Annotated in this window: 20 protein-coding genes and 1 tRNA gene; 11 read left to right on the forward strand and 10 right to left on the reverse strand. The window is 60.4% G+C overall.

The features are described 5' to 3' along the window. Positions 1–9: 9 nt before the first annotated feature. Positions 10–1,458 carry an IMP dehydrogenase gene (gene guaB, locus ACK3EW_RS09005; protein ID WP_493809294.1) on the reverse strand — a complete coding sequence of 483 codons (1,449 nt, stop codon included), beginning with the start codon at positions 1,456–1,458 and terminating at the stop codon, positions 10–12. A gap of 137 nt (positions 1,459–1,595) precedes the next feature. Between guaB and ACK3EW_RS09010 the strand changes: the two genes are divergently transcribed. Together ACK3EW_RS09010 and ACK3EW_RS09015 are read left to right on the forward strand one after the other, a co-directional pair. Continuing rightward, positions 1,596–2,555, forward strand: a complete 960-nt coding sequence (locus ACK3EW_RS09010) for an agmatinase (protein ID WP_493809295.1) — start codon at positions 1,596–1,598, stop codon at positions 2,553–2,555. Positions 2,556–2,654: 99 nt separating this feature from the next. Beyond that, positions 2,655–3,806: a CaiB/BaiF CoA transferase family protein gene (locus ACK3EW_RS09015; protein ID WP_493809296.1), complete on the forward strand. Its 1,152-nt coding sequence runs from the start codon at positions 2,655–2,657 to the stop codon at positions 3,804–3,806. Positions 3,807–4,158: 352 nt separating this feature from the next. Here ACK3EW_RS09015 and ACK3EW_RS09020 read toward each other — a convergent pair whose 3' ends face one another. Then, the gene (locus tag ACK3EW_RS09020; RefSeq protein ID WP_493809297.1) at positions 4,159–4,626 is read right to left on the reverse strand and encodes a DM13 domain-containing protein; all 468 of its coding nucleotides are present in this window, start codon (positions 4,624–4,626) and stop codon (positions 4,159–4,161) included. A gap of 160 nt (positions 4,627–4,786) precedes the next feature. Here ACK3EW_RS09020 and ACK3EW_RS09025 point away from each other — a divergent pair, with 160 nt between their 5' ends. Beyond that, positions 4,787–6,835, forward strand: coding sequence for an ASKHA domain-containing protein (locus ACK3EW_RS09025; RefSeq protein ID WP_493809298.1), 2,049 nt, complete (start codon positions 4,787–4,789; stop codon positions 6,833–6,835). A gap of 43 nt (positions 6,836–6,878) precedes the next feature. Here ACK3EW_RS09025 and ACK3EW_RS09030 read toward each other — a convergent pair whose 3' ends face one another. The 4 genes from ACK3EW_RS09030 to ACK3EW_RS09045 all read right to left on the reverse strand — a co-directional run bounded on the left by ACK3EW_RS09030 (position 6,879) and on the right by ACK3EW_RS09045 (position 10,203). Continuing rightward, positions 6,879–7,463 carry a hypothetical protein gene (locus ACK3EW_RS09030; RefSeq protein WP_493809299.1) on the reverse strand — a complete coding sequence of 195 codons (585 nt, stop codon included), beginning with the start codon at positions 7,461–7,463 and terminating at the stop codon, positions 6,879–6,881. Beyond that, complete coding sequence (locus ACK3EW_RS09035) at positions 7,463–7,915, reverse strand: hypothetical protein (protein WP_493809300.1); 453 nt, start codon at positions 7,913–7,915, stop codon at positions 7,463–7,465. The genes ACK3EW_RS09030 and ACK3EW_RS09035 overlap by 1 nt, the downstream gene beginning before the upstream one ends. Positions 7,916–8,199: 284 nt before the next feature. Beyond that, the gene (locus ACK3EW_RS09040) at positions 8,200–8,796 is read right to left on the reverse strand and encodes an SDR family oxidoreductase (RefSeq protein WP_493809301.1); all 597 of its coding nucleotides are present in this window, start codon (positions 8,794–8,796) and stop codon (positions 8,200–8,202) included. 30 nt (positions 8,797–8,826) lie between these two features. Next, positions 8,827–10,203 (reverse strand): NAD-dependent succinate-semialdehyde dehydrogenase, encoded by a 1,377-nt coding sequence (locus ACK3EW_RS09045; RefSeq protein ID WP_493809302.1) that lies wholly within the window; start codon positions 10,201–10,203, stop codon positions 8,827–8,829. Between the two features lie 133 nt (positions 10,204–10,336). Between ACK3EW_RS09045 and ACK3EW_RS09050 the strand changes: the two genes are divergently transcribed. Then, positions 10,337–10,410 (forward strand) — tRNA-Gly (locus ACK3EW_RS09050). Positions 10,411–10,545: 135 nt separating this feature from the next. Next, the gene (locus tag ACK3EW_RS09055; RefSeq protein WP_493809303.1) at positions 10,546–11,475 is read left to right on the forward strand and encodes a hypothetical protein; all 930 of its coding nucleotides are present in this window, start codon (positions 10,546–10,548) and stop codon (positions 11,473–11,475) included. A gap of 178 nt (positions 11,476–11,653) precedes the next feature. On the opposite strand, the gene mfd is transcribed toward ACK3EW_RS09055, so the two are convergent. Together mfd and ACK3EW_RS09065 are read right to left on the reverse strand one after the other, a co-directional pair. Beyond that, positions 11,654–15,130 (reverse strand): transcription-repair coupling factor, encoded by a 3,477-nt coding sequence (gene mfd / locus ACK3EW_RS09060; RefSeq protein WP_493809304.1) that lies wholly within the window; start codon positions 15,128–15,130, stop codon positions 11,654–11,656. A gap of 33 nt (positions 15,131–15,163) precedes the next feature. Beyond that, on the reverse strand, positions 15,164–15,691 hold the full coding sequence (locus tag ACK3EW_RS09065; protein ID WP_493809305.1) for a component of SufBCD complex: 528 nt from the start codon (positions 15,689–15,691) through the stop codon (positions 15,164–15,166). A 102-nt stretch (positions 15,692–15,793) separates the two neighbouring features. Here ACK3EW_RS09065 and hemB point away from each other — a divergent pair, with 102 nt between their 5' ends. Both hemB and ACK3EW_RS09075 read left to right on the forward strand, forming a co-directional pair. After that, the gene (gene hemB, locus ACK3EW_RS09070; protein WP_493809306.1) at positions 15,794–16,795 is read left to right on the forward strand and encodes a porphobilinogen synthase; all 1,002 of its coding nucleotides are present in this window, start codon (positions 15,794–15,796) and stop codon (positions 16,793–16,795) included. A gap of 119 nt (positions 16,796–16,914) precedes the next feature. Next, entirely contained in the window at positions 16,915–17,472 is a 558-nt protein-coding gene (locus ACK3EW_RS09075; RefSeq protein ID WP_085630715.1) for a lipid-binding SYLF domain-containing protein, read from the forward strand. A gap of 168 nt (positions 17,473–17,640) precedes the next feature. On the opposite strand, the gene ACK3EW_RS09080 is transcribed toward ACK3EW_RS09075, so the two are convergent. After that, a complete protein-coding gene (locus ACK3EW_RS09080; protein WP_493809307.1) occupies positions 17,641–18,264 on the reverse strand; it encodes a thiamine phosphate synthase in 624 nt (207 codons plus the stop codon). A gap of 132 nt (positions 18,265–18,396) precedes the next feature. Between ACK3EW_RS09080 and ACK3EW_RS09085 the strand changes: the two genes are divergently transcribed. The 3 genes from ACK3EW_RS09085 to ACK3EW_RS09095 all read left to right on the forward strand — a co-directional run bounded on the left by ACK3EW_RS09085 (position 18,397) and on the right by ACK3EW_RS09095 (position 21,821). Beyond that, positions 18,397–19,140 (forward strand): RNA methyltransferase, encoded by a 744-nt coding sequence (locus tag ACK3EW_RS09085; RefSeq protein WP_493809308.1) that lies wholly within the window; start codon positions 18,397–18,399, stop codon positions 19,138–19,140. 63 nt (positions 19,141–19,203) lie between these two features. After that, positions 19,204–20,352: a heme A synthase gene (ctaA, locus tag ACK3EW_RS09090; protein WP_493809309.1), complete on the forward strand. Its 1,149-nt coding sequence runs from the start codon at positions 19,204–19,206 to the stop codon at positions 20,350–20,352. After that, positions 20,349–21,821 carry a carboxypeptidase M32 gene (locus tag ACK3EW_RS09095; protein WP_493809310.1) on the forward strand — a complete coding sequence of 491 codons (1,473 nt, stop codon included), beginning with the start codon at positions 20,349–20,351 and terminating at the stop codon, positions 21,819–21,821. Before ctaA ends, ACK3EW_RS09095 begins: the two co-directional genes overlap by 4 nt. A gap of 79 nt (positions 21,822–21,900) precedes the next feature. Here the strand turns inward: ACK3EW_RS09095 and ACK3EW_RS09100 are convergent, their stop codons facing one another. Next, positions 21,901–22,173 (reverse strand): usg protein, encoded by a 273-nt coding sequence (locus tag ACK3EW_RS09100; RefSeq protein ID WP_416882109.1) that lies wholly within the window; start codon positions 22,171–22,173, stop codon positions 21,901–21,903. Positions 22,174–22,415: 242 nt separating this feature from the next. On the opposite strand from ACK3EW_RS09100, the gene gyrA reads away from it, so the two are divergent. Continuing rightward, the gene (gene gyrA, locus ACK3EW_RS09105) at positions 22,416–25,115 is read left to right on the forward strand and encodes a DNA gyrase subunit A (protein WP_493809714.1); all 2,700 of its coding nucleotides are present in this window, start codon (positions 22,416–22,418) and stop codon (positions 25,113–25,115) included. Positions 25,116–25,328 lie beyond the last annotated feature (213 nt).

Below are 25,328 nucleotides of genomic sequence, written 5' to 3' on the forward strand. Positions count from 1 at the left end.
CTCACGTGATCAGCCAAGGCGATAATTCGGCGACTCGCGGGTGATCTGCACGTCGTGCACGTGGCTTTCCTTGAGGCCCGCGCCGGTGATCTTGACGAACTGGCAGTTGCTCCGCATTTCTTCGATGGTCGCGCACCCGGTATAGCCCATGGCCGCGCGCAGGCCGCCAACCAACTGGTGCAGCACGGTGCCCGCCGAGCCTTTGTAGGGCACCTGCCCCTCGATGCCTTCCGGCACCAGCTTGTCGCTGGCCGCGTCCTTCTGGAAATAGCGGTCCGCAGATCCCCGCGCCATCGCTCCGATCGACCCCATGCCGCGATAGGCTTTGAAGCTACGGCCTTGGTACAGGATCACCTCACCGGGGGATTCGTCGGTGCCCGCAATCATGCTGCCGACCATCGCGCAGGACGCGCCCGCGGCAATCGCTTTGGCGAAATCACCCGAGAACTTGATACCACCGTCTGCGATCACCGGAGTGTCGCCTGCTTCTTTCGCGCAATCCATGATGGCAGTCAGCTGCGGCACGCCCACACCCGCGACCATGCGCGTGGTGCAAATCGACCCCGGACCGATGCCGACCTTGACCGCATCGGCCCCTGCATCGATCAGCGCGCGGGTGGCCTCTGCCGTAGCGACGTTGCCCGCGATCACCTGCACCTCGTTCGACAGGGTCTTGGCGCGGGTCACCGCTTCGATCACGCCGCGAGAATGACCATGCGCGGTGTCGATGACCACGATGTCTACACCTGCCGCAATGAGTTCCTGTGTACGCTCGAAACCGGCATCACCGACCGATGTGGCAGCAGCGACCCGCAGGCGGCCCAGATCGTCTTTGCAGGCGGTCGGGTTCAGCACAGCCTGTTGCGTGTCCTTGAGCGTGAGAAGGCCTGTCAGCTTGTCGCTGCCATCCACGACCAACAGCTTTTCAATGCGGCGCGATTTCATCAGGCTGATCGCCTCTTCGCGGTCGGCGGGTTCGCGCAGGATCGCCAGATTGCTCGAGGTCATCATCACGCTGACCGGCGTGTCGTCGGATGTGGCAAAGCGCATGTCACGATTGGTCACGATGCCAACCACGCGGCCCTGCTCGTCCACCACGGGAAAGCCGGTGAAGTTATAGCGTTCAATCAACGCCTTGGCGTCTGCCAGCGTCTGGTTGGGCCGCAATGTGACCGGGCTGTAGACAGTACCAGATTCGAACCGCTTGACGCGTCGCACTTCGCGGGCCTGCTGTTCAACGCTGAGGTTCTTGTGGATCACCCCCATGCCACCCGCCTGCGCCATTGTGATCGCCATGCGACCTTCGGTGACCGTGTCCATGGCAGAACTGAGCAAAGGGATGTTCAAAGCGATGGTTTTCGTCACCCATGTGCGGGTGTCGGCGGTCGACGGAAGAACTTCTGACGCCCCCGGCACCAGCAGAACATCATCAAAGGTGAGAGCCTCGCGAATCTCCATCGGAATCCCTTTCCACGGACAGCATCGTTAGGCACGTCCCTATCGCATGGGTTGCCGGTGGTTGAAAGCCCCAATCCGCCCTTTACCGCAGCAAAGCGCTGCCGCAGTCTGGCGCCAGATCAACAGGAGCATCATCCATGTCCCACGGATACGAAGCAGGCCGCCTGAACCTGCCTTTCACCGGCATCTGCACCTTTGGCCGCAACCCTTATGTTGCAGACTGGTCCACCATCGACGCCGATGTGGCGATCCTGGGCGCACCGTTCGATGCAGGCACACAATGGCGAGCAGGCGCACGGTTCGGACCACGTGGCGTGCGCGAGGCCTCTACGCTGTTCAGCTTTGGTCATGCCGGGGCGTATGACCACGAAGACGACGTGACCTACCTGGCCGATACGCGCATCGTCGATCTGGGCGATGCCGATATCGTTCACACCGACACGGTCCAAAGCCATGCCAATATCCGCAAGGGCGTCGAGGCTATCCGGGCGGCAGGTGCCTTGCCTGTGGTGATCGGCGGCGATCATTCGATCAACATCCCCTGTGTCGATGCGTTCGAAGGGGCAAAGCCGTTCCATATTCTGCAAATCGACGCGCATCTTGATTTCGTCGATGAACGTCACGGGGTGCGCAATGGCCACGGCAATCCGATGCGTCGTGCTTCTGAGAAAGCATGGGTCAGTGGCATGACACAGGTCGGTATCCGCAATGTAAGCTCGACCGCGCGCGAAGGCTATGAGGCTGCCCGCGCCTGCGTGTCGGACATCCTGTCGGTGCGGCAGGCCCGAGCGCTTGGCCCGGACGGTGTGGCAAACCGCCTGCCCCAAGGCGCGCCGGTTTACATCACGATCGACATCGACGCGTTCTGCCCGTCCATCGCGCCCGGAACAGGCACCCCCAGCCATGGCGGGTTTCTGTATTACGACGTGCTGGAACTGCTGCAACAAGTGGCAAACCGACACGAGATCGTCGGCATCGACCTTGTTGAAGTGGCGCCCGATTACGATGCGACAGGGTCTACCTCGATCCTCGCGGCGCAGGTGCTGATGAACCTGCTGGGCTTCATTTTCCACGCCCGCGCGCAGCGCGACGGATGAGCACAGCAGTCGGGTTTTCGCCGACCCGACACCGCCTTGTTGCACTTATGTGCTGGGCTGCGTTCACTTGACCGAAACCACGACTCGACAGGGACACCCATGACCAAACCGCTTGCAGGTATCACCATACTTGACCTCACCCACGTGCTGGCGGGGCCGTTCTGTTCGATGACGCTGTGTGACTTGGGGGCGCATGTGATCAAGGTGGAACGCCCGGTGATCGGCGATGACACCCGCACCTTCCCGCCCTTCACCAAGGGCAAGTCTGCCTATTTCGCCACCATCAACCACGGCAAGAAATCCATCGCGCTTGACCTCAAGGCCGATGGCGATCGGGCGATTTTCGAGCGTCTTTTGGCGCGGGCCGATGTGATCCTTGAAAACTACCGCCCCGGCGTGATGGAGCGATTGGGCTATGGTTGGGACGACCTGCACGCACAATACCCCGGCCTGATTTACGGTGCGGTCTCGGGGTTCGGCCACACCGGACCCGAGGCCAAGCGCCCCGCCTATGACATGGTGGTACAGGCGCGCGGCGGCGTGATGTCGATCACCGGCGAGAAGGACCGCGAGCCGGTGCGCGTGGGGGCCTCTGTTGGGGATATCGTCGCGGGCATGTTCCTGTGCCAGGGCGTGCTGGCGGCCCTCGTGGACCGGGAACGGACAGGACAGGGGCGTAAGGTCGATGTGGCGATGCTGGATTCGCAACTGGCGATTCTCGAACACGCTATTGCCATCACCTCGGTGACGGGGACACCGCCGGGCCCCACCGGGGCGCGGCATCCGTCGATTGCCCCGTTTGAGACCTTCCATGCCTCGGACGGACTTTTTGTGATTGCTGCCGGCAATGATGTCTTGTTCGAAAAGCTGTGTGTCGCGCTGAACCTTCCGCTTGCTGATGATGCCCGCTTTGCCACCAACCCGGCACGGGTGGAAAACGCGCGCCTGCTCAAACGGTTGATCGAGGCGGTGACGCTCGACAAGACCCGCGCGCATTGGATCGCCAAACTGGGCGCCGCAGGCATCCCCAGCGGTCCGATCCAGAACGTGGCTCAGGCAATGCGCGACCCGCAGATTCTGGCGCGCAATATGGTGGTGGATGTGCTGGACCGAAACGGTCGGCCGGCGTTCAAAGCGGCGGGGAACCCGATCAAAATGAGCGGGCTGGGTGATCCGACCGTGCGCGCCGCCGCGCCCGATCTCGACGGTGACCGGGGTGAAATCCTGCGTTGGCTGGAGGACAAGGGCTAAGCCCCTAAGAATGGGCTTGGATCACGGCCTTTCGAAAGGCTTTCTCCGCAACGGACGCCAGCTTTCCACATCCTTAACGCCTGTGTTGCACCTTTCGCCTCACAAAAGCTTTTGAGCGGGAAGGGTCACTCCCATGCCGCGACACGTGAACTGACATCGCTCTCAAACGCCCCATTATGGGGACGACCATGAGAGACCGGTCACAACAGGCCTCCGATCTGGAGGTACAGGTCCAAAGCCACGGCTTTGCCAGCATGAGAGACGGTCAGGCCTAAGGGGCGGCGCCGCTTCCACATGAAAATCGATTGCCACGACCCCTGCCCGCATGTGCGTGGCGGGGCCGTCGTGCCTGTTATTTGTATTGTCCTGCTGTGATGAACTCGCCGAACGCTTCGCACCACACCACCACGGTATTGTATTCGGCCAGGTCGACGCCCTCCGGCACCTCTAGCAGGAAGCCCGAGAAGGATTTGACGTCACCGATCAGCACCGCATCCGTCTTGATCGGCTCGAATGCGTCTTCGTGATCGACAAACTCCTTGGTCAGGTACAGCTTGTAATCCGGCCCCGGTGCCAGCTTGCCCTCGTGCACGATCTCGTCGGCTGTGACGCTGATCATGCCTTCCCCCCAATGCAGGAAATCACTGCCGCGCAACTCGCGTGTCAGCTCCACCGAATAAAGCGCCCGTGATGCTTTTTCCTCCAGCATTGCGGCGTCTGGTGCAGGGGCCGCGGTCAGGATTGGCAGGATATAGATGCCAAGCGCCAAACCGGCGGCAAACGCCGCACCGTGAGTGATCAGGCGAAAGAGGTTGCGCATGGTGTGTCCTTTGCTCGGGCGTGTGTCACCATGCGCCTGACATGGCGACTGGTCAACGGCAGCAACGATGACGCTCTGCATAAAGATTATGACGCAATTCACCTTTTTCCCCGCGCGCGGAACGCTATGGTCCGGAACAACCAAGGCCAGAGAGATTCCCATGTCCCAACAAGACCCGCTCGTCGTCTTCACCCCGTCCGGCAAACGCGGCCGGTTTCCCGTCGGCACCCCGGTGCTGACTGCTGCGCGGCAATTGGGTGTGGACCTCGACAGCGTCTGCGGCGGGCGGGGCATCTGTTCGAAATGCCAGATCACGCCCGGCTATGGTGAGTTCTCCAAACACGGCGTCACCGCACGCGACGGCGCGCTGTCCGATTGGAACGCGGTCGAGGCGCGGTACGACGAAAAGCGCGGGTTGAAGCAGGGACGCCGTCTGGGCTGTCAGGCGAAGGTGCAGGGCGATATCGTGATCGACGTACCGCCCGAATCCCAGGTCCACCGTCAGGTCGTACGCAAGGCCGCCAGTGCGCGGGTGATCGAAATGGATCCGGCCACCCGGCTTTACTACATCGAGGTGGACGAGCCCGACATGCACACGCCCACAGGTGATCTGGAACGCGTCGCCCGGGCGCTCAAGGACCAGTGGGAGATTGACAAGATCACCTGCGAATTCCCGGTCCTCACGCAGCTGCAAACCACCCTGCGCAAAGGCAAATGGGCGATCACCGTCGCACTGCACAAAACCGGTGCAACCGCCACACCCAGCATCATCGCCGCGTGGCCGGGGCTGCATGAAAAAGGCCTCTACGGCCTTGCCATCGACCTTGGCTCCACCACTGTTGCAGCCCACCTGACCAATCTCGACACAGGCGAAGTGGTGGCGTCCTCGGGCATCATGAACCCACAGATCCGCTTTGGCGAAGACTTGATGAGCCGCGTCAGCTATGCCATGATGAACCCCGGCGGCGATGCCGAGATGACCCGAGCCGTGCGCGACGCGATCAACACGCTGGCCGAGGAGATCGCCAAAGAGGCCGAAATCGACCCCTCCCTCATTCTGGAAACCGTGTTCGTCTGCAACCCGGTGATGCATCACCTCCTGCTGGGCATCGACCCCGTTGAACTCGGCCAAGCCCCCTTTGCGCTCGCCACGTCGAACCACCTCAACCTGACCGCCCGCGATCTGGACCTGACCACCCTGCCCGCCTCAGCGCAGATCTACCTCCTGCCCTGCATAGCAGGCCATGTGGGGGCCGATGCCGCCGCTGTGGCGCTGTCGGAACAGCCGGGCAAGTCCGACGACCTCGTGCTGATCGTCGATGTGGGCACCAATGCGGAGATCCTCTTGGGCAACACCACCCGCGTGCTGGCCTGTTCGTCGCCCACCGGACCTGCCTTCGAGGGCGCACAGATCTCTTCCGGCCAGCGCGCTGCCCCCGGTGCGATCGAGGCGATCCGCATCGACCCCGAAACCCGCGAACCGCGCTTCCGCGTCATCGGCTGTGACAAGTGGTCAGACGAGGACGGTTTTTGGGACGAAACCGCCGCCTCCGGGATCACCGGTATCTGCGGCTCTGGCATCATCGAGGCGGTGGCCGAGTTGCGCATCGCGGGGCTGCTTGACCCCTCGGGCCTGATCGGATCGGCGGCGCAGACAGGCACCGACCGCTGCTTTGCCGAAGGCCGCACCAACGCCTACCTGATCCATGACGCCACAGCCGAGGGTGGCCCGCGCATCACCGTCACCCAAGGCGACATCCGCGCGATCCAGCTGGCCAAATCCGCGCTCTACGCGGGCGCGCGGTTGTTGATGGACGAGATGGGTGTGGACGTGGTGGACCGCGTGGTGCTGGCAGGCGCGTTCGGTGCGCATATCAGCGCCAAACACGCGATGGTGCTGGGGATGATCCCGGACGTGCCGCTCGACAAGGTCTCAAGCGCAGGCAACGCCGCTGGCACGGGCGCGCGCATCGCGCTCTGCAATCTGGCGGCACGGGCCGAGATCGAACGCACCGTGCGCCAGATCACCAAGGTCGAAACCGCCATCGAGCCGCGCTTTCAGGAACATTTCGTCGCCGCCAACGCCATCCCCCACGCCACCGACCCGTTCCCGGAACTGGGCAAGGTGGTGACGCTGCCCGTCGTCGGGTTCAACACGCAGGGGGACGGGAGTGATGGCGGTCGGGTCAGGAGAAGGAAGCGGGGGTGAAGGGCGAAGTTACGGCTTTGCGTCGGACCTCATTCGCTGAGTACTAAGGCTCTCCGCAGAATGGCCATATCCACGTCACAGAGTCGAAAAAAGAAGCCCCTCCTTCTGAGATTACGAGTTCTTGATTCCTGCTAGCATACTGCATCGCGAAGAGTGCTTGTGATGCTATGAGATCGTTGAAGAAATCACTCTCTGGTGAAATGCCAATATCTGAACACCAATTAGCAAACTCCGCCTGATTTGCTTCGTATCTTTCCAAGATCTCAAAAACAAAGGACTGTCCAAAGTCGCTACTTGGAAAAGGCTCAAGGTTTGCAATTGACTGCTGAACGAATTCAAAATAGCTGACCCTAACAGGAGGTGCAAACGCTAAATCCCATGCTCGCAAAGCTTGAACCCGCCACTCAGCATTCTCATATCTGTTTGGGCCTTGATATATATATCTCAAATTTATCAAAGCCCTACTTAAAGAACTTAGCTTTTGAAAATCATCAAATGATACCTGAAGACCTTTTAGAATTGTCTCAAAACTTGGTAAGGCTTGTGCGCTTGCACGACTTAGATAGATTGAACCTTGACTAAACGCTAAGCTAAAAAGGCCCAATGTGATAAATTCGCGTCGTTTCATTAGTCACCACTTTTTTCGGAGGTTTGGAAATCTTTGTTGACCCGACCAACGTTTAGCATGATAAAAAGTGCTCCTAATACTATTGACAGTAGGAAGGAAAAGAATTGTACCGTAGAAATTTTTTGCAAGGTTTTCATTGGTGCAACTCCAAAATTTTGTGATGAGAATGGGCGTGTAATGTCATAATCTGTTGAGAATATTTGCGGTGACATTTCGACAAGCATTCCAGATACAATATAACTAAGCGCGATAGTTACCATTGCTAGAAATATCGATAACCACATCAGAAATCTAAAACGAAGCTTAATTGTGCGCACATTGTCAGAGACTTGTAAGTGTATTTGAACAAGAATGGCTAACACTCCACCAATTACTGCGATTGAAAGAGTTGTCAGAAGTTCGTTTTGGCCTGAGATACTGCGATCTGCGGCTAGAGCGATTTCACCATTCATGAAAAATTTCCAGTACCAGACAATAATTTCGCACAACATTAGGTTGAATTTAAGCAAATTCTTCTGTCTTTGCCAAGCTTAGATTCGTGCGCCCTGAAAAGTTTTTTCCCGCCGTCGCGCAGCGGCGGCGACGCGTCCGCCCGCCCCATGGCGGGCGCGTTCCGCGCCCACCCGGTCGGACGCTTGCTCTTTGATCCAATGTGGTAACATGGCGTAGGGTGCGTGATGTCACGCACCTGCCCAACGAAAAAGGTGCGTGCCAAGCACGCACCTTACAGGATGGTTTAAGCCGACGCCATCAGCAGCGTCTTGCCGCGCCAGTCCGGGTCATCCACCGCTTGCGCCAGCACATAGGCCACGTCGCCCCGGGCGGCCTCGCCCTTTACGTCCACGGCATCGCCAAAGACGATGTCGCGCGTGCCGTCCTCATCCGTCAGAGCCACGGGCCGCAGGATGGCAAAGTCCAGCCCCGACGCCTTGAGGTGTTCGTCCGCCTCGTGTTTGGCCATCAGGTAATGCCCCAGCTTGCTGTCGGGGTCCGGGTCGCCCGCCCCCACGGTGCTGAGCATGACAAATCGCGAAACGCCCGCGTCCTTGGCCAGATCGACCAGCCGCTTGGCCCCATCACGGTCAACCTTATCGGTCATCTCTGGCCCGGTGCTGCTGCCCGACCCGGCGGCAAAGACCACCACGTCGCAGCCTTCACATACGCCCGGTTGCAGGTCGGTCAGATCGCCGTGGCGCGTCTCGGTTCCATTGGGCAGATCCGAGGTGTCCGAGCTATCGCGCACCAGCGCAATCGGGTGGTGGCCATTGGCCAAGAGGGTTTGGGTTAGGCGCAGGCCTGTTTTGCCGGTGGCCCCGGCGACGAGAATATTCATGGTCTTTCCTTTCAGATGGGAGGGGTCGGTTCAGGGACGGAAGATCGCCTTGATGTTCACGAACTCCTTCATCCCGAACCCGCCATGTTCGCGGCCGTAGCCTGAGTCCTTCACACCGCCGAACGGCATGTTCGGGTCCGCCGCACCAAAGCTGTTGATCCGCACCATGCCGGTGTCAAAGTGGTCGCGGGCGAGTTTCATCGCGTGCTCTTCGTCCTGACAGAAGATACCACCGCCCAGCCCGTAACGGCTGTCATTGGCGATGCGCATCGCGTCCTCGTCATCCTTGGCGCGGATGACGGCGGCCACGGGGCCGAAGATTTCGTCATCATAGGCGGGCATTCCCGGTGTGACATCCGCCAGCACGGTGGCCGGATAATAGTGCCCGGTGTCGTCTTTCGGATCACCACCGCAGAGCAGTTTCGCACCCTTGGTGACGCTTTTGGTCACCTGCTCGGCCACGGTGTCAAACTGCTCCTGACTGGACAGGGGTCCAAGCTGGGTTTCCTCGTCCATCGGATCGCCCAGCTTGATCGCCTTCATCTGATCGACAAAGGCATCAACAAAGGCGTCATACACCGCGTCGGTCACCACAAAGCGCTTGGCCGAGACACAGGTCTCCCCGTTGTTGAACAGCCGTCCCATGACACTGGTTTTGACCGCCAGTTCGAGGTCGGCCTTTTCCAGTACAAGGTAGGCGTCGTTCGACCCCAGTTCGAGAACCGTCTTCTTGAGATGCTTGCTCGCCAGTGCGCCAATGTGACGACCCGCGCCATCGCTGCCGGTCATTGTCACGCCGCGCACAAGGTCGTGGGCGATCAGGTCGTCCGAGGTGTCGTGGTCGATGATCACCACTTGGAACAGGTCTTCGGGCAGTCCTGCCTCGATACAGATCTCGCGCAGTTTGAGGCCACTGCCCGTGCAGATCGACGCGTGTTTCAGCACCACACCATTGCCCGCCATCAGGTTCGCCGCCAGCACGCGCACCGGCTGGTAGAGCGGGAAGTTCCACGGCTGGACGCTATAGATCACACCGATGGGGCTGAACGTGACGATCCCAGACTTTTCGCCCCCGCCATGGGTGCGGGTTTCATCGGCGAGTTCGGCGGGGCCGTGTTCAGCGGTGTATTCGAAGATCTGCGCACAGAGCTCCACCTCTGTCTTGCCGTCACGGTAAAGCTTGCCCACCTCGCGGGTCATCAGCGTCGCCAGTTCATCAGCGTGGTTGCGCAGCGCTTTGGCGATCTTGGTCAGGTACGGCGCGCGGTCACGGTGGGACAGAGAGCGCCAGCCCAGAAAGGCTGCATGACACGCCTCGACCTTGGCCATCGCGGCGGACGGATCCATGACCTCATATGTGGCAATGGGGGTTTCAGTGGCGGGATTGATGGTTTCCATCTTTGACATGCTGACCTCGAATGTGATTATCGGTTTCGTTGGTCAGGCAACGCGTGATCGGGGGGATCGTTCCCTTCGCCGCCCCAAGGTGCCGCGCGATCTTGACGCCGATCAGAGCGCGTCGTATCCCAGCCCGCAGAGCGCGGGTATGGTGAAAAGGTATCACGCGAGCTTCCCAAGCTTACGTTGCGGGTTCGATTCCCGCTACCCGCTCCACTCTCCGACAACAGAGTACTTCGCCGACAACAGAGCATTTGGCCTGCGTGGTTTTTTCTGCCATTCTGACACTTGCATTCATGGCGGCCCGGTGCCGCAAACCTTATTGTCAAAGCTGATTTCCGGAGACCCGCCATGGTCGCCCCACCCCGGCCTATTTTTCCCAAACCGCATGTCAAAGGCACCTGCCGCCACTGCGCGCAGCCGCTTGCGCCCAAGGACAATCCCGCCGAGGCGCTGTGCCATCGACCCTCTTGCGTGACGCGCCACCAGATCGAGGCGGCGGCTGATATTGGGCGGCGGGCGTTGGCACGTGATGCGGCCTATCACGAGCTCAGCCGCCGACGGGCGCGCCCTGTACTCAAGGCTGCGGCTGCAGCGGTGGGGCAGCCGGATCTGGGCCGGATCGCCCATGGCATCGCGCCCCGTTTCGACCGGCCTCTGGTGCCTCTGCCCGACGACCGGCGCGCCGCTTTTGTCGCCCATCTCGATATGACGCTCGAGGAAAGTTACGCGCAGGCAGACGGGATCACCCGCGCCCCCGCACAACCCGAGCATGACCACGATTACGTCACCCGCAGAAAAGAGGAACAGCCCGAGCCTGTTGTCGTCAATGCCAGCTGCATTGCCTGCCAAGGCGAATGTTGTCTGAACGGTGAGTCAAGTATGGCCTTTCTCGAGGTGGCGACGATCGACTATGTACGATGGTCCCGGCCTGACCTGACGCGGGACGAAATCCGCGATCTGTACCTGTCACACATCCCCGAAACATCGACCTCCGGCAGCTGCGTCTATCATGGTGCGTTCGGCTGCACGCTGGAACGGAACCTGCGCGCCGATATCTGCAACAGGTACCAGTGCCGTTATCGCCATGCGCTGATGGAGGCCTATGCAAAAAAGCCCGACCATGGCGCAGTTGTGGCGGGCCTGTCCGCCGACCATGTTGACGATCCCTCTGCCGGGGCGCCCTACCTGCGGGTGGTCTCGGTCTCTGAAGATCACGAGGTGCGGGTGCATAACACCCTCCGCCTGCCCGGCCTGCGTAAAGGGATGCCCAAGTTCTAAGGCCGGGGCCCGCGAAGTTTTGGTCGAACGGTGCGCCCTGCGGCTGGACGGGCTGTGAGCCGCCATCTGCTGGACCGTCGCAGAAGATGGCGGCGGAACGACACAAGTGCCAGCCGCATCCCCCAAGACGCCGCCTGCGATGCGTCGACGCTTGGCTGCTATGCGATGACGGACAGCCTCATGCCTTGGCCGATTTTGCGTCCTTCACCTTCTTCGCGAGATCCTGCGCAATCGAAAAGGCCCCTTTGATCTTGTCGCTGTCCTTTGCCCAATCGCGGCGGACGATGATCTTGTTGTCTTTCACCTTGGCCAAGCCGTTCTGATCCTTGATGAAATCCACCAGACCTTCGGGTGAGGCGAATTTGTCATTGTGGAATTGGATCGTCACGCCCTTTGGCCCGCCGTCGAGTTTTGCAATCCCCGCCAATTTGCACATCGCCTTGATACGCACCACAAGCAGTAGCGTGTTCACTTCGCGCGGGAGTTTCCCAAAGCGGTCGATCAGTTCGGCCGCAAAGCCTTCCAACTCTACCTTTGTCGAGAGCGAGGACAGGCGGCGATACAGGCCCAGACGCACGTCCAGATCAGGCACATAGACCTCAGGAATCAATACCGATACGCCAAGATTGATCTGCGGTGCCCATTGGTCATGTGTCTCGGACAGCCCCTCCAATTCGCCGGATTTGATCTTGGCAATCGCCTCTTCCAGCATGGATTGGTAGAGTTCATACCCCACATCGCGCATCTGGCCGGACTGTTCTTCGCCCAAAAGGTTGCCCGCGCCGCGAATGTCGAGGTCTTGGGAAGCCAGCGTAAATCCGGCCCCCAGCGTGTCGAGCGATCCCAGCACGCGTAGCCGCTTCTCGGCGGCTGGTGTCAGCTTGGCACGGGGTTTGGTCGTCAGATACGCATAAGCGCGGGTCTTGGATCGGCCCACCCTGCCCCGGATCTGATAAAGCTGCGACAGCCCGAACATGTCCGCGCGGTGGATGACCATCGTGTTCGCGGTGGGAATATCCAAGCCGGATTCCACGATCGTCGTCGCCAACAGTACATCGTATTTGCCGTCGTAAAACGCGTTCATGCGGGTGTCCAATTCGCCCGCCGCCATTTGGCCATGGGCCACGACATAGGACACTTCGGGCACCTGCGTTTTCAGGAAGTCTTCGATCTCAGGCAGGTCGCTGATGCGCGGCACCACGAAAAAGCTTTGACCGCCGCGATAATGTTCGCGCAGCAGACCTTCGCGGATGGTCACCGCGTCAAATTCGCTGACATAGGTGCGGATCGCCAAACGGTCGACGGGCGGCGTGCCGATGATGCTCAGATCACGCACGCCGGACAACGACAGTTGCAGCGTGCGCGGGATGGGAGTGGCGGTCAGCGTCAGCACGTGGATGTCCGAGCGCAACTGCTTGAGTCGTTCTTTGTGTCCGACGCCGAAGTGCTGTTCTTCGTCGATGATCAATAGGCCAAGGTTCTGGAACTGGATGCCCTTGGCCAAAAGCGCATGGGTGCCGACAACGATATCGACGGTGCCACGGGCCAATCCGTCTTTAGTGGCAGCGGCATCCTTGGCCGAGACAAACCGCGACAAGGGTCTGACTTCCAAAGGAAATCCCCGGAAACGTTCGGCAAAGCTCTTGTAATGCTGACGGGCCAGCAAGGTGGTTGGCGCGATCACCGCAACCTGAACGCCGGACATGGCGGCGACAAAGGCCGCGCGCATTGCAACTTCGGTTTTGCCAAAGCCCACATCGCCGCAGATGAGGCGATCCATCGGCTGGCCGGAATGCATGTCCGCCATAACGTCTTCGATGGCGCGCAGCTGGTCGTCGGTTTCCTGATACGGGAACCGCGCCGAGAATGCATCCCACGCGCCTGGAGGCGGATCCATGATCGGCGCTTTGCGCAAGGCGCGTTCCGCCGCCACGCGGATCAACTTATCCGCCATCTCGCGGATGCGCTCTTTCAGGCGGGCTTTCTTGGCCTGCCACGCACCACCGCCCAGCTTGTCAAGCAGGCCTTCTTCATGGCCGTAGCGGGACAGCAGTTCGATGTTTTCGACCGGGAGGTAAAGCTTTGAGCTTTCGGCATATTCCAGCAGCAGGCATTCATGCGCGGCACCCGCTGCGGTGATGACCTCCATGCCCAGATAGCGCCCGATGCCGTGATCCACATGCACCACCAGATTGCCTGGCGAAAGCGACTGGGTCTCGGTCAGGAAATTCTCGGCTTTGCGGCGCTTCTTGGGGGACCGGATCAGGCGGTCGCCCAGAACGTCTTGTTCGGACACCACAGTGATCCGCGCATCCTTGCCTGAGTCAGACCACGGTGCCTCAAAGCCCTGTTCCAGCGGCCATACCAACAGGTGCAAGCCGCGTTTGCCAACGCGGGTCAGGTTGTTGATCGCGATGGTCTCCGACAGGCCTTCGTCTTCGATCAAGCCGGTCAGTCGTTCGCGTGCACCGTCAGAGTAGGACGCGATGACAACTGGGCCATCTTGCATCTTTTTGCGAACATGATCCGCCAACGCGCTGAAAAGGCTAATGCTTTCTTGCTGGCGCTCTGGTGCGAAATTACGCCCGATCCGCCCGCCTGCATCCACGACCTGCGGACCCGAGGCTTGGGAGAGCGGATGGAACTGTACCACCCGACGGTCACCCAAAGCTGCGACCCATGCGGCATCGTCAAGGTACAGTTGTTCGGGCGACACCGGCTTGTAGACCGTGTCCATGCGCGACTTCTGTGCCAAGGCCGCCTTGCGGGTCTCGTACTGGTCCACGATCCCATCCCAGCGAGAGATCCGCGCGGGTGTGATCTGGTCGTCCTGCGTGACCGGCACGCCGGGCAAATAATCGAACAGCGTTTCCAGCTTTGCGTGGAAGAACGGCAGCCAATGCTCCATCCCGGCTTGTTTGCGGCCCGCGCTGACCGCTTCATAGAGCGGGTCATCGCTGCCAGCAGCGCCAAACTCGATCCGGTAGTTCTGACGGAACCGGGTGATCGCCGCTTCGTCCAAAATGACCTCGGACACCGGAGCCAACTCGACCAGTTCAAGCTTTTCCGTGGTGCGCTGCGTGGCCGGATCGAACCGCCGTGCACCGTCCAGCACATCCCCGAACAGATCCAGCCGCACCGGCCCACCATCCCCCGGCGGGTAGATGTCGATGATACCGCCCCGAATGGCATAGTCGCCGGGTTCAAGCACCGTGGGCGCTTGGGAAAACCCCATGCGGACAAGGAAATTGCGCAGCGCCCCTTCGTTGACACGCCCACCGACACGGGCGCTGAATGCAGCTTCACGCAGCACGTCCCGCGCGGGCACGCGCTGGGTGGCGGCACTCATCGTGGTCAGCAACACGTATTGCGATGGCATCGCGTGCGTCAGCGCCGCCAGCGTCGCCATGCGCGTGGCGGAAATGTCGGGATTCGGCGACACCCGGTCATAGGGCAGACAATCCCAGCCGGGAAAGACAAAGACCGGCATCGCGGGCGCAAAGATCCGCAATGCGTCGCGCATCTGCGCCAGACGTCGGTCGTCGCGGGCGATGTGGCAAACCGCTCCGCCCTGTTTCTCGGCCTCGGCCAGAACCAGACGGGCGTCAAAGCCTTCGGGCGCACCGCCCATGGTGATGTGTTGGGATGTCTTCATAGCGCGCTCATGTGGCGCGCCGCCCGCCCCGCGTCAACCGCCAAGAGCCCCGACACTGAGGTTGATGTACATGCCCCACATGGCGGTGATGAAAATTGATACCATCCCGATGCCCTGAACCATCAAGCGATGTCGCCCAAGGCGTTTATATACCGCTTCAAGGTCATGGTCCTTTTCGTGCAGGGCACGGGCGGTGTGGACGCTCAGCAGGCTGACCAGCGACATCGGAAAGGCAAGAAGGAAAAGCGCTTGCGCGATCTCGACCCAATAGACCCAGCCCAAAACGGCAAACCCGGTAAGGAAAAACGCGCCCGACGCGATCACCCAAAGCCCGGCTTCGTCGGCAATATACAGAAGACGCGAGGTGTAGATGCGCAGAAGATCCGTCAGATCCTCGGCCGTTTGCCCACCTTTGCGCCGCGCGCGACCGACCATGTCGAACGGCACGCCAAGCACCCAATGGCTGGCCGTGGACCACACGACAGCAAACGCGATCCAGAACCAGAGGTTGGAAAAAGACCGCATGTCGATCAGTTCGAAAACGGTTGAGTACCAATCCAAGGCGCGCGTAATCCCTTGTTCAAACGGCCTTAACGCGTGGCAGGCCTTGTTCCAGCGGTCATTCCATGCCACCCAATCACGGTAAAGACAAGGACTGCCCCAATGAAACCGATCACCCCCGCTTTTCCCGCCACACGTTTGCGTCGCCTGCGCCGCACCGAAGGTTTGCGCGCCATGGTGCGTGAGAACACCCTGACGCCCGACGATTTTATCTGGCCGGTATTCGTGCGCGATGGTGACGGGATCGAGGAGCCTGTGGCGTCGATGCCCGGTGTTGTGCGGCGGTCAGTGGACAAGGTGGTCGAGGCGGCGCGTGAGGCCCACGCTTTGGGCATCCCGGCGATTTGCCTCTTTCCGTACACGAACCCCGCGCTCAAAACCGAGGATTGCGCCGAGGCGTGGAATCCCGAGAATCTGTCCAACCGCGCCACACGCGCGATCAAGGACGCGGTGCCGGACATGATGGTGATGACCGATGTGGCTTTGGACCCGTACAACATCACAGGCCATGATGGGTACATGGACGAACACGGCTACATCGTGAACGACCAAACCGTCGAGGCGCTGGTCAAACAGACGCTGTCACAGGCGCGCTCCGGATCCGACATCATCGGGCCGTCCGATATGATGGACAGCCGCATCGCGGCGATGCGGGGTGCATTGGAAAGCGAAGGCTTTTCGAACGTCGCGATCCTGAGCTATGCGGCGAAATATGCCAGCGCGTTTTATGGTCCGTTCCGCGATGCGGTGGGTGCCTCGGGGGCGTTCAAAGGCGACAAGAAGGGCTACCAGATGGACCCCGGCAATTCGGACGAGGCGATGCGCCTGATTGCGCGCGACTTGTCGGAAGGTGCCGACATGGTGATGATCAAGCCCGGGATGCCATATCTGGACATTTGCCGACGCACGAAGGACATGTTCGGTGTGCCGACGTTTGCCTATCAGGTGTCGGGCGAATACGCGATGCTGGCAGGGGCTGCCGAACGCGGCTGGCTGGATCACGACCGGGTGATGCTGGAAAGCCTGATGGCGTTCAAACGTGCAGGCTGCGATGGTGTTCTCACCTATTTTGCACCGGCGGCGGCACGGCTCCTCAACGGATAGCGGTGCGCCGCTTATCGTGATCTATCCTTAGTGACAGGACGCGTCTCTGCGGCTATACTTGCGTCCAACCGGCGGAACAGCCGGATTCCAGAGGCATCGGCACAGAAAGAGCAGAGACAATGACATCCCTGACACGACGCAAGTTGGCCTTGGGCCTTGGCGGCACATTCCTATTGGGTGCCTGTAACAACGCCGTCGGCGGCAATGGCGGTGCGCGGATCGACGCGCGGGTCGATGCGACGATCGCCGAAATGTACCGCCGCTTTCCGGGCACGCAGAACCTTGCGGCAAATGCCAATGGTCTGCTGGTCATGCCGCTGGTCACCGAGGCGGGATTGGGCATTGGTGGTGCATTCGGACGCGGCGCATTGCGTGTCGGTGGCATCACGGTGGATTACTACTCGACCACCAAGGCCAGCGCCGGGCTGCAGATCGGCGCGCAGCAATATGCGCATGTGCTGTTCTTCATGACCGAAGACGCGCTGATGAATTTCCGCCGCTCGCCCGGTTGGGCCGCCGGAGCCAATATCGAATATGCCATCCCCGAAGGCGGTGAGACCATTGCAGCCGAGACCACAACGTCTTTGGCCCCGGTCATTGCAGTGATCTTCGGTCAGGCGGGTCTGCGCCTTGGGGCGACACTGGAAGGCGTGAAATACACGCGGATCATTCCATAACCAACGAAGACAAGGGGGCTCTGCCCCCGTCGCCCAAGGGCGACTCCCCCGAGGTATTTGGGGCCCAAAGAAACCAGAAGCGGTGCGTCTGAAGCTTCTTTGGGCCGAAAATACCTTCGGGGGTGAGGCGCGGCACGCGCCGAGGGGGCAGACAGCCCCCTGACCCGATCAGCCAGCCATCGCTGTGGTCAGTTCTTTCAAAGCTGCAACAGGATCGTCCGTGCGCCAGATCTCTTCACCGATGCCGAAGAAATCGGTGATCGGGGCGAGTGTTCGCACGATGTCGGAATCAAGCCCGCCTTCGGCAACTACGGGGATTTCGATCATTTCGGACCACCACTGGAACAACTCCGCCTCGGCGCGCGACCCGTCGCCAAGAGTGGTGTCACCAACAGGGCCAAAGCTGACATAATCCGCCCCGGCCTCGCCCGCGCTCATCCCGTCGTGGCGCAACTGGCCGCAATACGCGCCGACGATGGCATCTGACCCCAGTTCCTTGCGGGCCATGCGCACAGACCGCGCGCCGTCAGTCAGGTGCACGCCGTCCAGACCAAGGCGCTGGGCAAGAACCACATGGGTGTCGATCACCAAAGCCACATCGTACCGGTGCGCCACGTCGCGTACGGCATCGGCGGCGCGCAGGATCAGGTCTTCGTCGCGGGTGGCCAGAGACAGGCGGATACAGGCGATGTCCTCGGCATCCAGAATGCGGGCCAGATCAGTCGGGAAATGGCTGAGTTCGATCTCGGGTGGTGTGATCAGGTAGATCTGTGGCTGCTCTGCGTCGGACATCTTCGGCCCCTTCCTTGGTGGTCGACACCCTATACCGTGATTTCGCGCCCTGCGCCAAGGGCTTGCACCGCTTGCCCTTTGACGCATGGCACAATAGTCAGGCGCGACCTGAGATTTTCGGAGAGGTCTTCCATGCCGAGCGATACGCCGCAGCCCAGTTTTGTTCTGGTGCGCCCGCAAATGGGCGAGAATATCGGCGCCGCTGCCCGGGCGATGCTGAATTTCGGGTTGGACCGGATGCGATTGGTGGCACCACGCGACGGCTGGCCGAACCAGAAAGCGGTCGCGATGGCTTCGGGGGCGGGACGGATATTGGATGATGCGGCGCTGGTGGATCGCACGGTCGATGCGGTGGCGGATTGTTCATACGTCTTTGCAACCACAGCCCGGCAGCGCGACATGACAAAGCCGGTGATGACACCGGAACGTGCAATGGAAGTGGCGCGCGAGAAGATCGCCGCCGGCGAAAAGGTGGCTGTGCTGTTCGGCCCGGAACGCGCAGGGCTTGAGAATGATGATATCGCGCTGGCCAATGCGATCATCTCGGTTCCGGTAAACCCGGAGTTTCCGTCTCTGAACCTTGCGCAATGTGTGTTGCTGACGGGGTATGAATGGCGGCGGCAATCGGTTGAGATTGCATCCGAGGCCACGGAAATGGCGGGCACCGATTGGGCCAATGCCATCGAGATGGACAAACTGGCCGGGCATTACGAGAGCACGCTGGACAGTGCCGGGTTCTTTTTCCCCGAAACCAAGGCGGACAGCATGAAGCTGAACCTGCGGAACATGTGGTCGCGGATGCCGCTCACCCGCGCGGATGTTCAGATGCTGCATGGTGTGCTGCGGCAAATGGTGCGCTGGAAGGAGAAGGGCTAGGCCTGCGCCTTGAAGCGCCCCTGCCCCAAGCCTAGTCTTTCGGCCAAGAAGGAGACCCTCTGAATGAGCACCAAACGCAGCATCTTTGAAGAGGTCGGTGCAGAGACACCGCGCAAAGACGCCCCCAAGGGGGGCATGATCGACGCAGGCAAGCGCGGGGCGCGGGGCGCGATCCGGGTCTGGCTGATGATCCTGTTTGCGCTGGTCATGGTGATGATCGCCGTGGGTGGGCTGACGCGCTTGACCGATAGCGGCTTGTCGATCACCGAATGGCGGCCTCTGACTGGGGCTTTGCCGCCAATGACGGCCGAGGATTGGCAACGCGAGTTCGACCTCTATCGCGCGATCCCGGAATACCAGTTGCAGAACAAGGGCATGAGCCTTGCCGAGTTCCAGTTCATCTATTGGTGGGAATGGGGCCACAGGCAATTGGGCCGGGTGATTGGGCTTGTCTGGGCGCTGGGCTTTTTCGGGTTCCTGCTCGCGCGCAAGATCCCAACTGGCTGGACCGGGCGGTTGTTCTTCCTTGGCGTCCTGGGTGGCATTCAAGGGGCAATCGGCTGGTGGATGGTGGCGTCCGGCCTCACTGGCACCATGCTCGATGTGGCCTCATACCGATTGGCGACGCATCTTGGCTTGGCCTTCGTAATCCTTGGGTTCATCGCGTGGTACACGTTCGAGCTGGGCCGCGAAGAGCGCGATCTGATGCAGGCGCGTCGGTCGCGGGAGGGCAAGCTCTATGGGCTTGGCACCGGGTTGTTGCACTTTACGTTCCTGCAAATCCTGCTGGGCGCGTTGGTGGCGGGCATAGATGCCGGGCGCACCTATAATGACTGGCCGCTGATGGCGGGGGCGTTCCTGCCGCCCTTCCCCTTCGACATTGAGCCCATCTGGCGCAACTTCTTCGAGAACGCTGGGCTGGTGCAGTTCATGCACCGAATGGCGGGCTATCTGCTGCTGGCCTTCGGCATCGTTGTCTGGCTCAAGGCGCGGAAATCGCCCAATGCAGACACGCGATTCCGGTTCAATGCAGTCTTTGCGATGCTCTGGGTGCAAATGGCGCTGGGCGTTGTAACCGTGCTCTACATGGCGCCGTGGCAGATCGCGATTGCGCATCAGGTGGGTGCTGTGATCCTGTGGGTGTTGATCTTGCGGGCGCGGTTCGCCGCGCAATACCCGGTACAACAATCCATTCGAGGAGCGACGGCATGACCACGGCCTATGACGAATTGATGGCCTTCACGCGCGAGACAGAGGCGCTGGGCCAAGTCGCAGGGCGACTTGGTTGGGATCAGGAAACCACCATGCCACGGGGTGCTGCCGCACAGCGGGCCGAGGAGATGGGCGCACTGGAAGCGGTGCTGCATGCACGGCGCATGGACCCGCGTGTGGGTGACTGGCTGTCCAAGGCCAAAGGCAGCGATAACGAGGCCAAGGCGCATCTGCGGCACATCCAGCGCGATTTCGACCGGGCGTCAAAAGTGCCCGGCGATCTGGCGGCGGAACTGGCGCGCACCACGTCGATGGCGCAGGGCATCTGGGCCGAGGCGCGGGCAAATGACGATTTCGCGGCCTTTGCGCCGACGCTGGAGCGCGTGTTGGACCTGCGGCGACAGGAAGGTGCGGCACTTGCGGATGGCGGCGATCCTTATGACGCGCTGTTGCAGGATTACGAGCCGGGTGCCACGGCGGCGGATCTCGACGCGATGTTCGGTGCTTTGCGGCCGCGTCTGGTAGAGCTGCGCGACAAGGTGTTGGGTGCGCCTGCCCCGGCAGCGCTCAGCGGCACGTTTGACGAAAGCGCGCAGATGAAGCTGTCGCGCCAGATCGCCAAGACCTTTGGATATGACATGAGCCGCGGGCGTGTGGACAAGGCGGTGCATCCGTTCAGTTCCGGCTCAGGCAATGACGTGCGGATCACGACGCGGACCAATCCGACCGATCCGTTCAATTGTATCTATTCGACGATCCACGAGGTTGGTCACGCCGCCTATGAGCAGAATATCGACCAAGCGTACCTGCTGACGCCCTTGGGGCGCGGTGTGTCGATGGGGGTTCATGAGAGCCAGTCGCGGATCTATGAGAACCAGCTGGGCCGCTCACGGGCCTTTACCAGCTGGCTACACGGGCAAATGGTCGATGCGTTCGGCGATTTCGCCATCAGTGATCCCGACGCCTTCTACGGCACGGTGAACCGCGTCAATCAGGGGTTTATCCGCACCGAGTCCGACGAGGTGCAGTACAATCTGCACGTTCTGCTGCGGTTTGATCTGGAGCGCCAGCTGATCGCAGGTACTTTGGCGGTGGCCGATCTGGAAGAGGCGTGGAACACGCGCTTTGAAGCAGATTTCGGCTTTGCGGTCGACAAACCGTCCAACGGCGTGTTGCAGGATGTGCACTGGTCGGTGGGGCTGTTCGGCTATTTCGCCACCTATTCGCTGGGCAATGTCTATGCGGGCTGCCTGCACGAGGCGTTGCGCATGGCGGTGCCTGATCTGGATGCGCAGTTGGCAGCCGGTGACATGGCTGCTGCGACAGGCTGGCTGCGGGACAACCTTCAGCGTCATGGCGGGCTGTATGAGCCGCGCGAGGTGATTGAGCGGGCCTGTGGGTTTGCGCCGACTGAAGCGCCGTTGCTGGCCTATCTCGAAGCGAAGTTCGGTGAGATTTACGGGGTGTGAGGCAGAAGCCCGTTGAAACGGGCTTGAACGCATTTTCAAAAATGCGCCAAGGCCCTTCGAAGGGCCTTGGTCCCTTGCATCAATGGACCGTGAATTCGCCCACGATCTGTCGCCATTCGCCGGAGGACAGCAGCTTGCGGTGGGTGTATTGCACCGAATGCAGCGGGCCTTCGATCGTGTCCTGCCAGAACTCGATGAACTCGAACAGTTTCGGATGATCCGGGGCCAAATCGTATTCCTGCCAGACAAAGGTGTTCAGCACATTCTTGTAGTCTGGCATCCGGTAGAACAATTGCGCGGTGGTCAGCCCGTAGCCACGCAGCATCAACTCGGTTTCACTCATTTCGGTCATGCAAACCTCATCGTTTTTTATTGTACGAATGAGTGTGCCATGGATTCGCGACTTTTCAACAAAAACAGTGTGTTAGCCAGAGCAGAGCGTGAGTGCCAAGAGGCGGGCGCCACTAATTTGGTCAAGTGCATTGCGGCCTACATGCTGTCTCTGATATACATTAGGCCAACAAAATATAGACATAACGACAGCAGGCTATCCACGTGAGCGACACGCCAGAAACTCCTGATAACACAGAAGATATGCCGCCTGAGCGCCCCAAATATGCGGGTCCGCAGGTGTCGATCACCGATGAGATGAAGACATCGTATCTCGATTACGCGATGAGCGTGATCGTGAGCCGGGCCATTCCGGATCTGCGCGATGGTCTGAAACCTGTGCACCGGCGCATCCTCTATGCGATGCACGAAAGCAACAACGGGCATGACAAGCCATACCGCAAATCGGCGCGTCCGGTGGGCGATGTGATGGGGAAATACCACCCGCATGGCGACAGCGCGATCTATGACGCGCTGGTGCGGATGGCGCAGGATTTCTCCATGTCGCTGCCGCTTCTGGACGGTCAGGGCAATTTCGGGTCGATGGACGGCGATAACGCAGCGGCCATGCGGTATACCGAAGTGCGGATGGACAAACCCGCCGCCTATCTGCTGGCGGATATCGACAAGGAAACTGTCGATTTTCAGGACAACTACGATGGCAAGGACCGTGAACCGACGGTCCTGCCCGCGCGCTTTCCCAACATGCTGGTCAATGGTGCGGGTGGTATTGCTGTCGGCATGGCGACCAACATCCCGCCGCACAATCTGGGCGAGGTCATCGACGCCACGCTGGCGTTGATCGAAGAGCCTGATTTGAGTTCAGAACAGTTGATCGAATACGTCCCCGGCCCCGATTTCCCCACCGGGGGCATCATGTTGGGCCGAACCGGCGCGCGAAAAGCGTATCTTGAGGGACGTGGATCGGTGATCATCCGGTCCAAGACGCGGGTCGAGGAAATTCGCAAGGATCGCTGGGCGATTGTCATCGACGAGATCCCCTATCAGGTGAACAAGGCCACCATGATCGAGCGCATTGCCGAGGCGGCGCGTGAAAAGCGGATCGAGGGGATTTCCCACGTCCAGGACGAATCCGACCGCAATGGCGTGCGGGTTGTGATCGAGCTGAAGCGCGATGCGACAGCCGAGGTGGTTTTGAACCAGCTCTTCCGCTTTACGCCGATGCAGGTCTATTTCGGCTGTAACATGCTGGCGCTGAATGGTGGCCGACCCGAGCAGTTGACCCTGCGCAAGTTCCTGACCTCGTTTATCGACTTCCGCGAAGATGTGGTGGCACGGCGCACGGCGCACCTTCTGCGCAAGGCACGCGAACGCAGCCATGTGTTGTGTGGTCTGGCAGTGGCTGTGACCAATATCGACGAGGTGGTCGCGACGATCCGGTCGTCTGCCGACGCCGCCGAAGCGCGCGAGCGGTTGATGACACGGCGTTGGCCCGCGGCCGAGATCCTGCCCTATATCGCGCTGATCGACGATCCGACCCATACTGCGAATGAGGACGGCACTTATAACCTGTCCGAGATACAGGCGCGGGCCATTCTCGAACTGCGTTTGCAGCGCCTGACCCAGATTGGTGTCAAAGAAGTCACTGATGAATTGGAAGAACTGGCTGGAAAAATCCGCGAGTATCTTGAAATTCTTGGCTCGCGCGACCGGATCATGGGGATTATTTCCGACGAGTTGAAAGAGGTCCGCGACCTGTTCGCGGTGCCGCGCCGGACCGAGATTGTCGATTGGTCGGGCGACATGGAAGACGAAGACCTGATCGAGCGCGAGGACATGGTTGTGACCGTGACCCAATCGGGCTGGATCAAGCGCACACCGTTGGCCGATTTCCGGGCACAAAAGCGCGGCGGCAAAGGTCTGTCTGGTATGGCGACCAAAGACGATGACGTGGTGACCACGTTGTTCGTGGCCAACACGCACACGCAGCTTTTGTTCTTCACCACCGAAGGCATGGTCTACAAGCTCAAGACGTGGCGCTTGCCGCAGGGCGGGCGCACTGCCAAGGGCAAAGCCATCGTCAACATCCTGCCCATTCCGACAGGTGTGTCGATTGCCGCCATCATGCCGGTGGATCGCGACGAAAAGCATTGGGACGACTTGCAGATCATCTTTGCCACCAGCGCTGGTGACGTGCGGCGCAACGCGCTGTCTGATTTCACCAATGTGATGCGCAACGGCAAGATCGCGATGGATCTGCCCGAGGGAGTGGAGCTGGTGAATGCCCGCATCGCGTCCGAGGATGACGACGTGATGCTGGTCACGGATGCGGGACGCGCCATTCGCTTTCCGACCACGGCGGTGCGGGTGTTCAAGGGTCGTAAATCCACTGGTGTTCGGGGAATTCGCCTGAATGGCTCGGACCGTGTGGTCAGCATGGCTGTGATCCGGCACTTCGAGGCAGATCCGGCAGAACGGGCCGCTTACCTCAAGATGCGTCGCGCGGTGGCTGGTCTGGCGGATGATGCCGAGATCGAAGATGACGAGGATGCAACGGCTCCGGGGTCCATCACACAGGAACGCTATGCCGAGATGTCGGCGGCGGAAAACCTGATCCTGACGATCACCGCCAAGGGTGCTGGCAAACTGTCGTCGTCGCATGATTACCCGGTTCGAGGTCGCGGTGGCCAAGGTGTGCAGGCGATCGACAAGGGTATGCGCGGCGGAGCCATTGTGGCGTCTTTCCCGGTCGAGATGGACGACCAGATCATGTTGGCCACTTCGAAAGGTCAGTCGATCCGGGTTCCGGTCGACGGCATTTCCTTCCGCTCGCGAAGCGCGGGTGGTGTGCGGGTGTTTAACACCGGGGCGGACGAAGAGGTCGTGTCGGTGGCTTGGATCGCAGATCAGGGTGAAGAAGACGAGGCTGCTGGCGAAAGCTGAACCAAAATCACATCAGGATTACCTCGTAGTTCACTGACATATAACATTTTTAAAAGGCGCGGGATCGTCCTGCGCCGTTTTGCTTTTGTGTTACGCGACTCGTCTATTCTTGGTTTGACGCAACGAATTCGACGAGGTTTCACGCTCATTTCACGGGAAAATCCGACCGAGGTCAGGTATTCCAGACCTGCGCTGACTTAGCGTCATCTATAT

The sequence above is a fragment of the Marivita sp. NO-S04 genome (genome assembly GCF_059070475.1).

What these genes read in the sequence shown, in the direction of transcription:
- ACK3EW_RS09100 (WP_416882109.1), bottom strand. Translation starts at nt 22,173, where the DNA reads ATGACCGAAATGAGTGAAACCGAGTTGATGCTGCGTGGCTACGGGCTG.
- ACK3EW_RS09010 (WP_493809295.1), top strand. Translation starts at nt 1,596, where the DNA reads ATGTCCCACGGATACGAAGCAGGCCGCCTGAACCTGCCTTTCACCGGC.
- ACK3EW_RS09080 (WP_493809307.1), bottom strand. Translation starts at nt 18,264, where the DNA reads ATGTCCGACGCAGAGCAGCCACAGATCTACCTGATCACACCACCCGAG.
- ACK3EW_RS09025 (WP_493809298.1), top strand. Translation starts at nt 4,787, where the DNA reads ATGTCCCAACAAGACCCGCTCGTCGTCTTCACCCCGTCCGGCAAACGC.
- ACK3EW_RS09085 (WP_493809308.1), top strand. Translation starts at nt 18,397, where the DNA reads ATGCCGAGCGATACGCCGCAGCCCAGTTTTGTTCTGGTGCGCCCGCAA.
- ACK3EW_RS09095 (WP_493809310.1), top strand. Translation starts at nt 20,349, where the DNA reads ATGACCACGGCCTATGACGAATTGATGGCCTTCACGCGCGAGACAGAG.
- guaB (WP_493809294.1), bottom strand. Translation starts at nt 1,458, where the DNA reads ATGGAGATTCGCGAGGCTCTCACCTTTGATGATGTTCTGCTGGTGCCG.
- ACK3EW_RS09075 (WP_085630715.1), top strand. Translation starts at nt 16,915, where the DNA reads ATGACATCCCTGACACGACGCAAGTTGGCCTTGGGCCTTGGCGGCACA.
- hemB (WP_493809306.1), top strand. Translation starts at nt 15,794, where the DNA reads ATGAAACCGATCACCCCCGCTTTTCCCGCCACACGTTTGCGTCGCCTG.
- ctaA (WP_493809309.1), top strand. Translation starts at nt 19,204, where the DNA reads ATGAGCACCAAACGCAGCATCTTTGAAGAGGTCGGTGCAGAGACACCG.
- ACK3EW_RS09030 (WP_493809299.1), bottom strand. Translation starts at nt 7,463, where the DNA reads ATGAAACGACGCGAATTTATCACATTGGGCCTTTTTAGCTTAGCGTTT.
- gyrA (WP_493809714.1), top strand. Translation starts at nt 22,416, where the DNA reads ATGCCGCCTGAGCGCCCCAAATATGCGGGTCCGCAGGTGTCGATCACC.
- ACK3EW_RS09045 (WP_493809302.1), bottom strand. Translation starts at nt 10,203, where the DNA reads ATGTCAAAGATGGAAACCATCAATCCCGCCACTGAAACCCCCATTGCC.
- ACK3EW_RS09015 (WP_493809296.1), top strand. Translation starts at nt 2,655, where the DNA reads ATGACCAAACCGCTTGCAGGTATCACCATACTTGACCTCACCCACGTG.
- ACK3EW_RS09035 (WP_493809300.1), bottom strand. Translation starts at nt 7,915, where the DNA reads ATGAATGGTGAAATCGCTCTAGCCGCAGATCGCAGTATCTCAGGCCAA.
- ACK3EW_RS09055 (WP_493809303.1), top strand. Translation starts at nt 10,546, where the DNA reads ATGGTCGCCCCACCCCGGCCTATTTTTCCCAAACCGCATGTCAAAGGC.
- ACK3EW_RS09040 (WP_493809301.1), bottom strand. Translation starts at nt 8,796, where the DNA reads ATGAATATTCTCGTCGCCGGGGCCACCGGCAAAACAGGCCTGCGCCTA.
- ACK3EW_RS09020 (WP_493809297.1), bottom strand. Translation starts at nt 4,626, where the DNA reads ATGCGCAACCTCTTTCGCCTGATCACTCACGGTGCGGCGTTTGCCGCC.
- mfd (WP_493809304.1), bottom strand. Translation starts at nt 15,130, where the DNA reads ATGAAGACATCCCAACACATCACCATGGGCGGTGCGCCCGAAGGCTTT.